Origin of the sequence: Bacteriovorax sp. Seq25_V (assembly GCF_000447795.1) — a bacterium.
GTDB lineage: Bacteria > Bdellovibrionota > Bacteriovoracia > Bacteriovoracales > Bacteriovoracaceae > Halobacteriovorax_A.
Genome location: NZ_AUNI01000015.1, coordinates 130112 through 146817 on the forward strand (window position 1 = coordinate 130112; position 16706 = coordinate 146817).

The 16706-nt window shown below is 37.3% G+C and carries 9 protein-coding genes; 6 read left to right on the forward strand and 3 right to left on the reverse strand.

Annotated elements, in window-relative coordinates; translation table 11 throughout:
• Positions 1-596 precede the first annotated feature (596 nt).
• Positions 597-1721, forward strand: coding sequence for a hypothetical protein (locus tag M900_RS08385; protein WP_021274708.1), 1125 nt, complete (start codon positions 597-599; stop codon positions 1719-1721).
• Complete coding sequence (locus tag M900_RS17155) at positions 1714-4392, forward strand: hypothetical protein (RefSeq protein ID WP_157680592.1); 2679 nt, start codon at positions 1714-1716, stop codon at positions 4390-4392. The genes M900_RS08385 and M900_RS17155 overlap by 8 nt, the downstream gene beginning before the upstream one ends.
• Here the strand turns inward: M900_RS17155 and M900_RS08395 are convergent.
• Positions 4389-5471, reverse strand: coding sequence for a hypothetical protein (locus tag M900_RS08395; protein WP_021274539.1), 1083 nt, complete (start codon positions 5469-5471; stop codon positions 4389-4391). The two genes, M900_RS17155 and M900_RS08395, sit on opposite strands and share 4 nt — an antisense overlap.
• A 250-nt stretch (positions 5472-5721) precedes the next feature.
• Between M900_RS08395 and M900_RS08400 the strand changes: the two genes are divergently transcribed.
• A complete protein-coding gene (locus M900_RS08400; protein ID WP_021274562.1) occupies positions 5722-11181 on the forward strand; it encodes a tail fiber domain-containing protein in 5460 nt (1819 codons plus the stop codon).
• A complete protein-coding gene (locus tag M900_RS08405; RefSeq protein WP_034732098.1) occupies positions 11178-11759 on the forward strand; it encodes a hypothetical protein in 582 nt (193 codons plus the stop codon). Before M900_RS08400 ends, M900_RS08405 begins: the two co-directional genes overlap by 4 nt.
• Positions 11760-11790: 31 nt before the next feature.
• Here M900_RS08405 and glyA read toward each other — a convergent pair whose 3' ends face one another.
• Together glyA and fabF are read right to left on the reverse strand one after the other, a co-directional pair.
• A complete protein-coding gene (gene glyA / locus M900_RS08410) occupies positions 11791-13041 on the reverse strand; it encodes a serine hydroxymethyltransferase (protein WP_021274666.1) in 1251 nt (416 codons plus the stop codon).
• Positions 13034-14284 carry a beta-ketoacyl-ACP synthase II gene (gene fabF, locus M900_RS08415; RefSeq protein WP_021274680.1) on the reverse strand — a complete coding sequence of 417 codons (1251 nt, stop codon included), beginning with the start codon at positions 14282-14284 and terminating at the stop codon, positions 13034-13036. Before fabF ends, glyA begins: the two co-directional genes overlap by 8 nt.
• 177 nt (positions 14285-14461) lie before the next feature.
• On the opposite strand from fabF, the gene M900_RS08420 reads away from it, so the two are divergent.
• Together M900_RS08420 and M900_RS08425 are read left to right on the forward strand one after the other, a co-directional pair.
• Positions 14462-15163 carry an ABC transporter substrate-binding protein gene (locus M900_RS08420; RefSeq protein WP_157680594.1) on the forward strand — a complete coding sequence of 234 codons (702 nt, stop codon included), beginning with the start codon at positions 14462-14464 and terminating at the stop codon, positions 15161-15163.
• A complete protein-coding gene (locus tag M900_RS08425; RefSeq protein ID WP_021274435.1) occupies positions 15160-16695 on the forward strand; it encodes a protein-glutamine glutaminase family protein in 1536 nt (511 codons plus the stop codon). Before M900_RS08420 ends, M900_RS08425 begins: the two co-directional genes overlap by 4 nt.
• Positions 16696-16706: the final 11 nt, after the last annotated feature.

Sequence of the window (16706 nt, forward strand, 5' to 3'; positions counted from 1 at the left end):
ACTTAGATTACCCCTTTCTGACAAGTCTTAACTGCTCCCTTAAAATGGGGATGGAGTTTAATATTGCATAGATATTATAGACACTTATACTTTCGAGATTTGGCTGCGATAAAAAAGTTGAGCTAAGTATTTGGAGCTATTGGATATTTCAAGAATCTATCCCCATCATTGTGCAGCAGTTATTGACCAATCGAAATTGGCTCCCTAACATTTAAAGACACACAATAATTGAGAGGCACGAATGAATCTAACAATCCAGCTAGTACTGCTCGTTTGTTTTGTAACACTAGTAAATCAACTCTTTTAATCTGTTGGCCCCTCCTGAGTGGAGGGGATGCTTTCTTTAAACTGCTCCAGTTAAATGGGGACAACTTTAGAAATTTCCCTGCTATATTAGATATTTGCTGTCTTAATATTCGAACTGCCAGAAATAACTTTATTTATCGCGAAGTAATTATTGAGTAATCAATGATCCTGTCCCCATTTAACTGGAGCAGTTTATAGTTTCTACTATTTTTTGATCTAAGCTCTTGAAAATATGTAATCAAATAAAGAAATAAGTTGAGTTTTTTGCTCGGGTTACCGAATAGTCTGAAATGAAGCTTCTAAAAATCATACTATTATCTTACTTGCTATCGGCTTGCTCGTCGACGACTCTAATTAGAGATCCTGCTTCGATTGGTTTAGAGAATTGTTTTGATGCAATTTCTAGCTTTGACGTAACTAATACTCGAGGCCTTGGCACGATAGGTTCACAAAAATTGTCTCCAGGCTGGAGGCTTGAGGAATCTGACTGGGTTCGTTTAAATCAGGGACAGCGAAATACTCTTCACACCCTAAGGCCTGATCAAAGACTATGGAATATTGAAAATCTCAATCGCGTTAATCTTCCTGTACCAGTTGCGACACTTAAAGATCAGAAGAAATTTTCAAAGATTCATGAAGTGAAACTTCTTGATGTTGCAGATATTGATGGGAATCCTGTTCGACCATTGTTTAAAGTTGATGGAGTCATGAAAGAAGTTGAGACTAACTACGGTCAAAATGTTCGTATGATGCTAGCAAAACTTCCAAGTGGAGAATTTCTTTTTCCGAAAGAACTTGAGCAGTTCGAAGAGGCTGCGATGTTGGCAGATGAATTTTTCAGAAAGAATTTTTCTGATTACGATGATTATCATGTTTATGTAAGTATTCATCAAGGTAAGGTCGTAAAAGAAAATACTCAGGCTCGTCTTGGAAAAAGTGTTGGAGATGATATTGTTCAAGGAAAGAGAACTGGTGCGCATGTTGATGGCTATCAAGTTCCAGAACATATTGAAGATACTACAATTGATCACACAGTCATGGTTTCAGATAATGTCCCAACAGAATTCTTCAATCATCCTTTTGATATTGAAAATATTGGATACTCTGAAGCTCTTCAAAAGTTTGATGATCTCGCAGACATGAGAAAAGTCGTCTATGCACAGCCGTATGTTCTTGCGCTGATTGATGCTTACGGTGTCCATCGAATGGGGATTGCGACCGAGGACGGAGAGAGATCGTTTATAAAATTTAAGCTTTCGAAGAAAGTTTTCAATCAAGAAGGTAATACTTTAAATCCATTAATCGATTATAAGAAGCTAAAAGAAGATGCGACTTCAGGTTTACAGAATCCTCTTTGGAAACGTTGGACAAGTAAGGATGTGAATTTAAGCGAAGGTAGGGGCAATGTTGAATAAGAAGCTTGCGGCCTCATTATTATTTCTAATACTTTCTGCGCTTCTGATTTATAAGAATCCAGGTCAAAGATTTCCGGCCAGTGGACCTTCAAGAGAAGGTGTTTTCATAGGATCCTTTGATCCGTTTACAAAAGGACATATGAGTGTGGTCCTTGCGAGTATTAAAGATTTATCATTAGATAAAATTCATATTCAGGTTAATTCTCTTTCAAATAAAGACTATTCCGCATCGATTGGGGAGCGAATTGAACTCATTAAGAAGGCATTAGAGCACTATCCACTTGATGTTGAAGTGGTCATTGAAGCAGAGCCGGTTGAGGGAAAACGAAAATTTGTTCAAAATCTCCATGAAAAAACTGGAGCCGATATTTATCAAGTTATGGGAGCAGACGTTTTAGAAAAGAGTGATGAGCTTTTTGGGGATCTACCTTATGTAAAGCGATTTGTTGCTCGAAGACTTGATGATGATACACTTCAAAATATTGATTTCAAAGATAATAAACTTGCAAGCTCGGTGAATTTTTTAGATGTGAGGGCCAAGGGAATCTCATCGACTAAAGTAAAAGAAATGCTTCGAAATGGTGATATACCATACGCGTATCTTGAAGGAAATGTGATAGATACAATCGTCAATAAAAAGCTTTATCAATTTCCTGCCCAAGATGTCTCACAATTAAAGAAAGATTTTTTTGGTAAATTCTTTGTCTCGTATATGACTCTATTAAAAGAAGAGATTGATGGACTAACATTGCCTGATTTTAGTAGTGCTCAGGATGTTCAGTTTACATGGAGTCAGTCAAATGAAGGCTTTCTTGAACATCTCATTCGAGTTGTTCTAAAAGAAAATAAAGAACTAACACAAGAAGAAAAGTCAGAGGTTTGGAAAGTTTCAAGAAAAATCTATCAAGATTTATCAATTCAAAAACTTGTCCAAGACTATGAAGTTCTGGTTGGAGAGAAGTCTACTAAAGCGCAAGTTTTTTTAGGAACGTTTGAAAATATTAGTAATGAATTTATTGAGGAAGTATCTCAAGCTATTGAGAATAGCGATGAAAAAATTATTTTTGCAATTGATGCTAATTATATCAAAGCTTCAAGTATTCCAGAAGCTAGAGAGAGAAGGTTGTTAGATTATATTGAAGAAAAATTTCCTTTATATAGAGATAGATTTGAAGTTGTTATTTTTGAACAAGGTGAAAAACCACATATTGTTCAAAATCTTGTTGATCGAAAATTCGGGGTGAAAAGCTCTGTAGTTAAAATTCAAACGAAGTCGGATGAAAGAATTCTTCCAATGAACTTTAATCGTACGATGCTTGAGGAAGTTGAAAAAAAGCTCGTTCTTATGGAAGATGAATTGCGATCTTCATATATTACATTAAACGAAGAAGGTTACTCTCTAAATGATTTAATTCAAAAACTAGAGACAATAGGTGATGAGAGTGCTGATTATGTAAAGGAATGGGAAAAGAGAAATATTTTATATCAAGAAAAATTAGATCGATACTACACATACAATTTCGATTATCAAATTATTTCAAGCATGCTTGAACTTGATGATATTCTCAATGAGTCTGCAAAGAGTATGGATCGCTTTAAAAGAGCAGAGCTTTTAAAATATAAAGAACGTATTCAAGGCCATTTTACGCAATATTTTATGAATAAGGAAAACTATGGCGCCAAAAAAGATGTTTTACGAGTGGATCATTTACAGGGATATTTTAAGTCTCTCCGTGAAACTTATCATTATATTGAAGGAGAACCGACTTTAAGCTTCGCTGAGAAGATCTATTCGATGAGTAAAAGATTTTCTAAGAAATTTAACTCGTTGATAAAAGAAGTGAGATTACTTCCTGAAACATCAAATCTTTTGTTCACTTATTATATTCAAAAATCAAAAAATCCTCAGGATGCAGTGGTCGCGCTTAATAGATACTTTAAGAAAAAAGCAAGAGTCGAGGGCGTTAATATGAAGATGTATGATGATATATCTTCTTTTAACAAGAAAGCAGACGATGTTGTGACAATCTTTACTCCGAATCACGTTCAGGGGGATCTCGACGGTATGTTAATGGGAGAGTTGCAAAGAGATAACTCTCTTCTATTTGCAGCAAGATCACGTATGAAGTGGAGGCAGAAATTATTTGATCAGGTTCCGAATTCAAATCTAATTGTTGTCGGTGGGGAAAGTGATCCTGTGGATGATGTTCTCACAAAGATTAAACTTGGGAACTCAAAAGAGGTGTATATTTATCCCGAAGGTCATTTCGCCGGAATGACAGGGGAGACGCGTGTACCAAAAATTGGCTTCTCTGCCGGTTTGTTACGAAAGTTAAAAATGGAAAATATTAAGTACGAAATTGTACCTATGACGTTTCATGGTAGTGCTGGAATTGTTGGAGATGTTGGAAACTTAAAAGGAAAAGAGCTTGCAATTAATACTGGACGAGTATTGGATGAGAAAATGACGAGTTTTATAGATAAGAACATTCACTCTCGAACATTTTATAATACATTTGTTAGAGCGAATTGGTTAGAAGATCATGCCCTTTCTTCTGATAATATTCACGGAAGCCCAAGTGCAAAAAAGCTGAAGTTAATTCTAGGAAGATATAAATTAGGTGATGTCGATAGTTGTCATGATGTTATGAAGTCGCTTCTCTCAATTTAAAAAGCAACTCCAATTCCGATCCCATAGCGGGCAATATTAACTTTTCGCGTACCTTCTTCCAGAAGATGTTGTTTGTATAGGACATGATACCAAAAATTCTTAGTGAGCTTTTGATTGAAGTAAAGCATGTACTTGAAGCCATTCATTTCTGTTTGAGACTGGACTCCTGTTGATAAAGAAAATTTAAAAGTTGTTGGCTTAAAAAAATCAAAAGTTATCGCTGTGCCAAGAGTCGCAAATAGAATTGCCTGTTGCTCATTATTCAGAGTAGCTGTTTCACCGTTTAGAATTTCTTTAAAATTTAATGAATTAAATCTTTCGTAATCGATACCACCGTAGAAGCTATAGTTTCTTCCAGGAATCGTTCTTTGAAGGTATAAGTTCGCCCCAATCTCTGCTGGTAAATTGATATTTGTATTTTGGACAGTATTTGATTGATCTTTAATTTCAGCTGCCTTTAAGTTTGAATAGTAAGCTGAACTCGCTAGAGACCAATCTACCCAAGATTCTGGAAGATACACAAAACCTGCTCCAACGGTAAAGGGAGAGTTTTGTTGGCTATTAATTTTATTCGAATCAATATCATCTATAAATTGGCCCTGTGATATCGTGGCATGTACAAATCTAACCCAATTAGATTTCTTCTTCATCACCATAGATTGAGTTGATGTGTTGTTTGCCGGCATCCTTTCTGAAGAAGCTGCAAGCTCTGATCGTTTACCCAGTGTGCGGTCGACATAGTCATACTCGGAATTTGCAAGGGCCAGCCCTTCATTAATGTAGAGATCAGGCGCCCACTTATATTCTAAATATGGTGGATGAGGATTACTTACGTAGATATATTGTCCTGAAATATTGGAAACACGACTTAAATGTGGATTCCATTTCCTGAGTAACTTCTCAAAATCTTCTGGGCTTTGAAATTTATAATCAGATTTTTTATACAGTTTATGAGCTATTTCATTAAGGCTTTCACCAGATTCAATTTGATAAACTTCATATCCCTTCGATTTGATGTAATCGAGATCGAATGCTAGGGGAGAAAGTGAAATAAGAAATGTTATAAACAGCTTTTTCATAAAGATATTATATCGAATACTGATCTTGTTTGCATTGCGGCATATATTTCATTTGAAAATATTAGTTGATAAGTTTGTTTCGACTAATTTTTGAATTTTGTGATGCGTGTTCACTTTTTTGTAGTGATTGACTGATATTAGAGCCATAAATTCGAGCCATTTTTTGTCCCGATTTACAAACAAAAAATGTAAAATATTGTAATTAATTGGGCTAATTAATTTTTATTAACCTTCCGATATAATTCAGAGAATGAACTATATAGCATTGTTATTACTATTTATTTTAACTTCTTGTGTTGGTCCTTTAGATAAAGGAGAGATTTCACTTAACCTCAGTCCAGAGGTTGTTAAAAAGCATAAAGAATCAAACTTGGGATTACCTTCTATTTCAACTGTTAGTTTGGACAATGATCAGTTAACAGTTAGTGGATTAAATTTTACAAATCTTTCTTCAGTAAAAATAAATTCTCAAAATTTATCTGTCGTTTCTAACGATGGCTCTACATTAATTTTATCAGCACCAAGTGCAGTGATGCTTGCCCTAAATACAGCACTTAATCTTGTCGTAGAAACAGCGGCAGGAGCGGCATCGGTTTCAGTTACATTTAATCTGGTTGATGGAAGTGTGACGGCCTCAAAAATTGGAGATGGAGAAGTTGGTGCAAATCATCTTTCATCAATGGGTGCAGGTGTTGGTCAAGTTATGCAGTGGAATGGAACGACGTGGGTTCCAACAGATCTATCAGGATTAACTTATCTTGGTTCGTGGGATGCAACGACGTCAGGAGTTGGACCAGATGCAGGAGGAGGATCAAGCGCTGGTGAGTATTATGTTGTTTCAAACCCTGGAACAGTTGATGTTGATGGAATTTCTTCGTGGGCCGCAGGGGACTGGGTAGTTTGGAATGGAACAAGTTGGGATAAGATTGATAACTCAACAGGAGTAACAAGTTTTAACGGAAGAACTGGAACGGTAACTCCACAAGCAAATGATTATACTTGGGCACAAATTGATAAGACAACTTCTTCAATTGGAGATCTTTCTGATGTTGATATGACAGGAGTTGCGGCGAACAAGATTTTAAAATGGGATGGTTCGAAGTGGGCAATCTCGGATGATCTATCAAGTGGAGGAGCGGGATCAGTATCTTCTGCTGAAATTCAAGATGGAACAATTCAGGCGAGTGATTTAAATGCGGGCCTAAACACAACACTGACTCAAGTTGGAACGAACACAACAGATATCGCGACAAACGCAAGTGATATTGCAACGAATGCGGGAAATATCACAACGGCAAATTCAAATATAGCAACAAACGCTTCAAATATTTCAACGAATACTTCTAACATAACAAGTAATGCAAGTTCGATTAGTACGAACACAACAAATATAGCAAGTAATACAACAGCGATTGGTAATAAGGTTGATAAAACGACGACAGTCAATGGTCAGGCGCTTTCATCGAATGTGACTTTAACAACATCAAATGTTGGAGAGGGAACAAATTTGTATTACACGGCTGCGAGAGCAAAGGCAGATGCGATATTGAATTCAACGGCGGGAAGTGAAACGGATCAAGCGGCATCAGTAGCGGCGATGAAAAGTTATGTGCTAGCGCAGACAGGAGCGATCACAGGATCACAGTGGACGACGAGCGGAAGTGATATTTATTATAATGCGGGTAATGTAGGGATTGGGACGAATAGCCCGACAACAAGTAAGGTTGTTATACAACAGAGTGTGGATTCAAATGTAGGTGGATTAAGAATTCAGAATTCAGACAATTCAGGAGCCTTAAGAATATGGAAGACAGCAACAGGAACTGAGGCATCTGTTTTTACAGAACAAGCTGTTGATACAATGGCCTTGAAGGCAGGAAAAGTTGGTATCGGGACATTAACACCATCTCAAGCACTTGAAGTTCAAGGAACAGTTTCTTCTGGAAGTAGAGATAATTCAATAAGTGGTGGTGGTTATCATGTGAACCATCATGGAAATAATGCTTGGTTCTCTGGAGTCTATGGTTATAAATCTCGCGCTGGAGCTACTGTTCAAGATAATGATCAAGTTGGACAATTTATTGGTAGTGGTTACGACGGTACAAGTTATAAAGACGCTGCTAGCATCATCTTTCGTGTTGATGGGACACCAAGTACAGGAATTGTTCCTGGAGAAATGTCTTTTTATACTGCGAACTCTGCAGGTACTCTTCAAAATAGAATGACAATAAACTCAGCAGGAAATGTTGGGATCGGAACAGCAAGTCCACTCAATAAACTAGACGTTGCAGGTTATACACAAATTGAAAGAGGAGAGAGTGACGATTCTAACTATTGGGGTCTAGGCATACTTAGAAAGAGATCAGATGGAATCTCGCCAAATGCTGGCTTCGGAGCTTCGTTTGGATTTATATTAGAGGGCTCAACAGATAACTCATTTGTGTCCGCCGGACAGATAAGTAACTTTTGGGAACAGAATCAAACAGATGATACAGGTCAGAGAGATTCAGCTTTAAGCTTTTCAACAATGTTAAATAATACGATGTCTGAAAAAATGAGAATATCTTCAAATGGCTATTTAGGTTTAGGCACAGCAAGCCCTCAGCAAAAACTCGATCTTTATGATGGGATTATGCAGGTGACTCGCACTGAAGATGACTCGACATCCAGAGGGCATATCTTGCTTGTTAGAGGTGACGGATCTGGTGCAAAAGCTACCATCAATACAGAGAATAGTGGTTCAAATGATGTAAGCGGTATTTCATTTCATATAAATTCTGCTGAAAAGTTTCGTATTAATTCTAATGGGAGTGTGAATGCAACATCTTACTACGGAGATGGTTCAAACCTAACAGGAATAAGCGCTTCGTCTTCAAGTAATACTGGAGATGTTACAATAGCCGCTGACAGTGATGCAAATACAAGTGGTACGATTAATTTTACTACAGCTGGTACTACAAAAATGACAATTTCTAATAGTGGAAATATTGGTATAGGCACTACGTCTCCATTGGATGCGTTGCATGTGAAGTCAGCAGCGGATGACTCACGCATGATCCTTGATTCTGCTTCTAGCTTTGATTCTGAGTTAAAGTTTATGGAAAATGGCGTAACTCAATATACGATAGGTCATGACGCAGCTACAAATAATTTTGTCATAGGAACTTCGAATGTGGATACGGGTCAAAGACTCGTTATAGATTCTAGTGGTAATGTTGGGATTGGAACAAGTGCTCCAAGTAATGCACTTCACGTAGTCAAAAACGTGAATTCTGAGTATGCAGCCTTTATAAAGAATGGTGGAGGAAGTGGGCAAGGTTTGTTAATTGAAGCGAATGCAGGATCATCTGAACCGCTTCTTAATGCTCGTAACAATTTAGGGACATCTAGTCTTTATGTTCAGGGAGATGGAAAGGTTGGAATTGGAACGACTGCACCAATAGGAAAATTCCATGTCGATGGATCTTCAACGACAGCGAGAATTACAAGCTCTTCTGGTCCAAGTTATTTATTAATGGGGAATCGTGACAGTTTGGGTGCTAATAATCCATCAGCGATAACAGCGGCAAATGGAAGTTTGTATTTTGGTGGTGGAGATGATTGGACTTCGGCGACAGGTGGAACCCTAAATTATGGAATGAATTTGTCTGATGCTGGAAATTTATTTATTGGAACTGGTACAACGACGGCGACAGAAAAGCTTCAAGTTAAAGGAAACTTATATTTGGACTCTTCGAGTTCGGAAATAAAGTGGAATGGTAACAATCTCGATCTAAGACTTACTAATGATGCAATTCCTGTCGTTTCTGTGCGTGGTACGGCCAGTTATGATTCTCGATTTGATATGTATGACGCTGGTGATGACGAAGTTAAAGTTCAGCTAAAAACAGGTGGGAGTAGTTACTTTAACGGGGGAAATGTTGGCGTTGGTACCTCGACTCCTACTGAAAAGCTAGAAGTTTCAGGAAATATAAAAGCTGATGGTCTCGTGCTAAACGGTCCTATAAGACGTTCAAGTGGATACACTAACTATATTAGTAATCTACCTTGGTATAGTATTGGCAGTGGAAATGTTGAAGGCTATGTTAAGCTTGTTACGCCAATAGTACATGATGAAGTAAATATGTTTTCGATAAAAATTCGAGGTTACACTTACGGGAATGTAAACTATCGAGTAATGGATATTCATTGCGGTGGATATGCTTATAGCGGTGGTGGTTTAGTTTCCCATGAATGTAAAGCGGACGGAACAGATCTTCCCGTTGAGATTGCCTCTGAAAATAGATCAGGAACAAACTTGGTCGTTATCCGTATTGGAACACCAACGACACCTGCCAGTAGGTGGTATTATGGACACTTCACAGCGGAATATGTTGGTTGGGTTGATAAGGATCCGAGCGGATTTTCTTGGGTTCTTGGGGAAACGACTCCCGCTCTAGGAACAAATTTTAACAATGTTATCTTAAACGACTATCTTGGAACGATTACCACAACTGGGAAAATTGGGGTGGGAAATTCCTCGCCAACTGCAACAGTTGATATCTTTCCAACAACTGGACAAGTTGCAGGTCTTAAGATTGATGCTAGACCAAATAGTACCGGACCTGCTTTACAAATTGCAGCAAGCACACGCTCTAGTGTTGAAAATATATTGGAAATTGAGGATAGCTCTGGAGCAAATAATCTTGTCCTAAAAGCCGGGGGAGATATGGGGCTTGGAATTTCGTCTCCAATCTCCAAGTTAGATGTTTCTGGTGGTCCGGATATGACTGCAGGTTATAATAGAACATTAACACTCCATGGAAATCATCCTTCTCTTGTTCTTAAAAGTAACGGAAACCGTGGAGGGATTTTGTATGATGGTGCTGCTCCTACAGAAGGTATGGGATTTTACGTAAAAGCCACGACTGATGATGTTTCTGGTTCTGGAACAAGAGCAATGACAATATTTAATGATGGAAATGTTGGGATTGGTACAGCCGTACCATCTTCAAAACTTGATATACAGTCTTCAAATTTAAATACAGGAGTTTTAAGGATTTTAGAGAGTGCTGGTGGAAATTCAATTATATCATTATCAGAGGGGGGATCAGGTAATGGTAAGCTTTATGTCAATAAAGTTGATGGATCAAATTCAGTTGTTCTTGCCTCCGCTGGAGACTCGTTTTTTATGGGTGGGTATATTGGTATTGGAACCACATCACCTTCAGAAAAACTCCACGTCGTAGGGAACCTAAGAGTGCAAGGTTCAACAGACTGTACTCTTGGTGGAGGTGCTGGTGCGACAAATTGTACTTCTGATAGAAGATTAAAAGACAATATTGTTCATATTCCTTATGCACTTGATAAAATTAGAAATATCAATGGTGTCGAGTTCGACTGGAATGAAGATAGCTTATCGCCAGGAAAACATTCAATTGGTGTTATCGCACAAGAAATTCAAAAGGTATTTCCAACAGCGGTTATCGAAAATGCAGACGGATACTTAAGCGTTGATTATGCAGTATTAGTATCGCCGTTAATTGAAGCAACAAAAGAATTAGATCGTAATCTAGAAATGTATAAGATGATGAATCAAGGATTGGCTGAAAAGGTTGATAAAAATACTCGTGAGATTGCAAGTCTCAAGGAAGAAAATGAGGATTTAAAGAAGAAAGTTGAAAGTCTAGAAGAAAGACTAGAGCGTCTTGAAAGACTACTTGAGAAATGAAATTACACTCTTTAATTATAATTCCATTTATTGCAACATCTAATTTTTTGGACCTTAAATATTCTAAGATAACTCCTAATATTGTTAAACTCGATAAAGTCATAGAAATTTCTGTCAATGAATCAGCATCTCCACTCTTTGTAAAAATTGATGGCGAACCTAAAAAATATTTAGAGGCCTCTGTTGAAGGAGAAGTGCAGATTGAAAAAGAGATTGGAAATAACGAGAATGATAGTTATTTTCAACTAGGAGTCATCTACGAGGGAAATTACCGCCCAAATGGATTTGTTAAAGCATTTCTTCCTGAGTGGATCTTAAAAGTTTTAACTCTAAGTGACACGACAGGAGTATCAGAAATTGATTTTCTAGATGTGTCTAATTCAAGAGAGCTTAGTAAGTCTGATAATATTCGCGACATAAAACTAAATTTCCAAACAGTCAGCCATCTTGAAAATGGAAAGTTTAAAATTACTGCGAAGCTTAAAGATAAAAAAGTTCTGGGTTTTTGGTTACGAACTGATGGTGATGATAGTAAGGCGAAATTTAATTTGAAGATTAATAGATTTGAAGTGAAATAGCTGAGGCCTAGTAAAAGACCTCAGCATATTTTTAGTAAACAGGAAACTGCTTACAAAGTTCTACAACATTTTTTCTGATATTAGAAAGCTCAGCTTCTTGATCGTGGGCCTTAAGTGCCATCACAATCCAATTTGCAATTAGCTTCATTTGATCTTCTTTAAGACCTCTTGTTGTAATTGCTGGAGTTCCAAGTCGTACACCGCTTGTAATAAATGGTGACCTCGTATCTCCTGGAATCATATTCTTGTTACAAGTGATTCCTGCCGCCTCAAGAGCGTGCTCTGCTTGCTTTCCAGTAAGTCCTACTGAATCAGACTTAACAAGGATAAGGTGGTTATCAGTTCCACCCGAAACAATTTCAACACCAAGTCCCATTAGTGATTCACATAGTGCTTGAGCATTCTTGATAACTTGTTTTTGATAATCAACATAACTTGAACTTAATGCTTCTTTGAAGGAAACAGCCTTTGCTGCAATTACGTGCTCAAGTGGACCACCTTGAATACCTGGAAAGATATTGAAGTTGATTTTCTTAGCAAGTTCTTCATCGTTAGTTAAAACAATTCCACCACGTGGACCACGAAGAGTTTTGTGAGTAGTTGAAGTCACTATATGAGCATGAGGAATAGGTGAGTTATGAACACCCGCAGCGACTAGACCGGCAATGTGGGCCATATCAACCATGAGGTACGCACCAATCTCATCTGCTATTTCTCTAAAGATTTTAAAATCAATTGATCTTGGATAAGCACTTGCTCCTGCAACGATAACTTTAGGCATTTCTTTTTTTGCGATATCTCTTACCATATCGTAGTCAAGAACTTCTCTTTCAATATCAAGTCCGTAAGAAACGATATTAAAAAGTTTTCCAGAGAAGTTAACAGGTGAGCCGTGTGTTAAGTGGCCACCTTGAGCAAGGTCCATTCCCATAACTTTATCGCCTGGGTTAATGATTGAGAAGTATGCTCCCATATTCGCTTGCGAACCAGAGTGAGGTTGAACATTTGCATACTCACAGTTAAAAAGCTTCTTAGCTCTATCAATTGCAATTTGCTCAATCTGGTCAACGTTCTCACATCCGCCGTAGTATCTTTTATTTGGAAGACCTTCGGCATACTTGTTAGTTAGTATTGATCCTTGAGCCTCCATTACTGCTTTTGAAGCATAATTTTCAGAAGCAATAAGCTCAAGACCAAGTTCTTGTCTCTCAAGCTCTTTATTTGTTAAGTTAAAAATTTCTTCATCCATTGTCTGAAGACTTTTTGAATTTTGATCAAACATTAGTATACCTTTTTAAAATAAGTGATGAGTTCGTAGCACCGAAACCAAATGAGTTATTAAGTGCGTATTCAACTTGCTTTTTAACAGCTACGTTTGGAGTATAGTTAAGATCACATTCTGGATCTTGATCTTCAAGGTTAATAGTTGGAGGAATAATTCCTGTGTGTAAAGTCATCGCTGTAAATACTGTCTCAACCCCACCGGCTGCACCTAATAGGTGACCAACCATTGATTTAGTTGAACTTACATTAATTGATTTAGCATGATCTTCACCTAGAACTTTTTTAATTGCTTTCGTCTCTGCAATATCTCCAAGAGGAGTAGAAGTTCCGTGAGCATTTACATAACCAATATCTGTTGCTGAAATACCTGCATCTTCAAGAGCTTTTTTCATACAACCATATGCTCCTGATCCATCTGGATGTGGTGCTGTGATATGGTAAGCATCAGAAGAAGCTCCATGACCTACGATTTCTGCATAGATTTTAGCTCCTCTTGCTTTAGCGCTCTCAAGATCTTCAAGAATAATCACACCAGCACCTTCGCCCATAACAAAACCATCACGGCCAGTATCGAAAGGACGAGAAGCTCTTGTTGGCTCATCATTTCTTTTTGAGAATGCTTTCATATTAATGAATCCACCCATTCCAAGATTACAAACAGTAGATTCTGCTCCTCCTGTGATCATAACATCGTGACGCCCACTTCTGATTTCTTCAACAGCTGTCGAAATTGCGTGACAAGAAGAAGCACATGCAGATGCTACAGTGTAGTTAACACCCATGAAACCATACTTAATGCTAAGTACGCCTGTTGCCATGTTTGGAATGATTCCTGGGATAAAGAATGGAGAGATTCTTCTTGCACCTTTTTCAACAAAAGTTTTTGCAGTATCTTCAGTCATTGTAAGACCTCCCATACCAACTCCTAGTATTGCACCAACTTTGTATGGATCATACTTTGTTAAGTCAATTCCAGAATCCTTCATTGCTTCATCCGTCGCTTTCAGGCCAAAGTGGATAAAGCGATCATATTTCTTTGCTTCTTTTGCTTCAAAAATTTCTTCAGAGAGTTCAAAGTTTTTTACCTCTCCTGCAATTTGAATTGGAAGAGTCGAAATGTCATAACTCTCAACTTTTGAGATTCCAGACTTTCCTTCGATTAGTCCATTCCATACATCATTTAAATTGTGACCTAGAGAACAGATTGTTCCCATTCCAGTAATTACAACTCGTCTTCTCATGTAAACCTCCATGAATGCCAATAATTTGAACTTTTTAGGCAAGTTTTGGCAAGTCGCAAAAGGTCGAAATTTCAGGTATTTGAGAGATTTTTGAAAGCTTTCTTACAATAAAATGTCGCTATCTGTTAAGCTTGTGAAATCAGTCATGTTTTTATGCTGAATTACCGAAACGTGGACGTGAGATACTTTCTAATCTTGATACTTACATTTAATGTTTTTGCACTCACTGATGTGGTGAAAGTTGGGCTATTTGATGTAGCCCCATTTTCCTATATTAATGGGAAGGGGGAGCTTGACGGTGTAACCTTCAAGTTCCTAAAGAAGCTAGAGACTGAATCAGGTTTAAAGTTTAATTTTACTATTCTTCCATATGCTCGTTTAGTTGATAATCTTAAAGATGGAAATGTTGATATGGGAATGTTTTATCCTTCCTCTAAAAACTCAGGTGACTTTATTAAGCTTTCTGAGACTTTAGGTAATGATAATATTATTGTCCTGAGAAGTGATATTTCAGCCAAGGCTCTTTCTGATTTAAAGGGAAAAATCATTGCTCGAATTCGTGGCGGAAAATATTATGATGAATTTGATAATGATGACGAGATTAGAAAAGTTGATTCGGTGAATTACGCACAGTCAGCTACCCTTTTTTTGGCTAGACGAGTAGATGGTTTTATTATTCCAAGGGTCGCATTGAGGTATCTTATTCATACTAATAATTACCGAAAAGAAGACTTCTCTCATTCTATTTTTGTAAATCATAAGAAAAATTTCCTACACATAAGAAATGGCCTATCTGAAGAACTAAAGAAGAAGCTTGAGATAGCCAATATTGAAGTAATCAAAAAATATAAACTTAAAAAGTTAGAAGATTTATTATGAAAAAAATTTTTGTGATGGCAATGCTTTCTACTTATGTATGTGCAGCGCAGGTTGTGCTTACAGATGGAAGAAGTTTAAAAAACTGTACAGTTGGAAAAGAACAAAAAGATCTTGTCTGCGTCGAAGGAGAGAAGACTTTTTATATATCGTCATCTCTAGGGTATGAAGAGCCAAAATCTTTTGAAATTAATGAGAAAGATAGTAACTCGCGAATGATCCTAAACTATATTGATCATATTATTGATGACGATGGAACATTTTTGTATGCACAAAATGGTATGGATCTTTATGATAATAGTGACCATGGGGTGAAGGGCAAGATTGCAGATGTTCGCTACAATCAACAAGTCGCTGGATTCTACTTTCCAGAAGAGTCAAAAGACTTTCCGGTTATTCTCGATAAAATAAAGAAAATTACAAAGAGAAATATTGAGCGTGTAAAAAAACAAATTAATGAAGAAGGACTATTTGTAAATTTAAATGGAAAAAAACAAAGCTGTAATAGGCTCAATGGACCAAACTGTAATATCGCAAAGTGTGGTGAGTCGCTAATGATCTTTGGCCCTTACACAGGCAATGATGGTTTTATAAACCTTCCTCTAAAAAATGGAAAAATTGATTTTAGTCAGCCGGAAATTAGCGAAGTGTTCTTTGAATCAGGAGAGCTCGCAATTGGTGTCTACCCAGACACAAGAATAGATGCGATAAGAAATACAGTTCCTTCTAAGTATGCTGGCCATGCACAATTTGCTGAGAATATTAGATCAGGTGGTGGTCAGTTCATCGAAAGAGAAGTGGGATTTTGTGACGGTCTAAGTGCTAAGCCTTTTAAAAACTTAAAAGAAAAGATTGATGAAGATTATAAGAATTCTCAAATGATCGAACTTGTTGATTTTATCGACGGGAGTGTTGACTCAATTCTTGTGAATGAATTAGCACTACCTGACATCGTCTGTACACATAATGGAGCCTACTACAATCCTGATGCTTTTAAACAAATTGCATCGAAACAATCTCAACAGCTTTCAGTTGTGACTCTTGAAAAAGCTAAGGAGTTGTTTAAAAAAGCAAGACAGCGCGACGATATTGCTTGGGGATATACTGAGGATGGATGTTATGCTCGAGCTCACTTAATGACTGAGATGTTTAAAGACGCTGGAGTAAAAGCTGATAAGGTTTGGGCAAGGGGACGTCTTACTATTCCAAATGGCTACGGAGCAACTTGGTCGTATCACGTAGCCCCAATTCTTCATGTTCTTCAAGATGATGGTTCAGTGAAAAAAATGGTAATTGATCCATCAATTTCTAATGAGCCTACGAGTGTTGATGAATGGCTTAAGACGATGAAAGTTTCGAATAAAGATGTAGCTATAAATGATTACCCTTCTCCAATGAATGCTAAGTCTTTTGGTAAGGTCAGCGTGAGCTTTTCAAATGACGAGCCATACTGGCCAATGTTCAATGATTATGACAAGCAGACAAAGGATGATATGGCTGAAGCAACGATGAGTGAATACTTAATGTATCAATAAGCTAAAGGTTA

Coding starts and splice junctions, on each gene's coding strand:
- M900_RS08385 (WP_021274708.1), top strand. CDS start 597: ATGAAGCTTCTAAAAATCATACTATTATCTTACTTGCTATCGGCTTGC.
- M900_RS08395 (WP_021274539.1), bottom strand. CDS start 5,471: ATGAAAAAGCTGTTTATAACATTTCTTATTTCACTTTCTCCCCTAGCA.
- M900_RS08400 (WP_021274562.1), top strand. CDS start 5,722: ATGAACTATATAGCATTGTTATTACTATTTATTTTAACTTCTTGTGTT.
- M900_RS08405 (WP_034732098.1), top strand. CDS start 11,178: ATGAAATTACACTCTTTAATTATAATTCCATTTATTGCAACATCTAAT.
- glyA (WP_021274666.1), bottom strand. CDS start 13,041: ATGTTTGATCAAAATTCAAAAAGTCTTCAGACAATGGATGAAGAAATT.
- fabF (WP_021274680.1), bottom strand. CDS start 14,284: ATGAGAAGACGAGTTGTAATTACTGGAATGGGAACAATCTGTTCTCTA.
- M900_RS08425 (WP_021274435.1), top strand. CDS start 15,160: ATGAAAAAAATTTTTGTGATGGCAATGCTTTCTACTTATGTATGTGCA.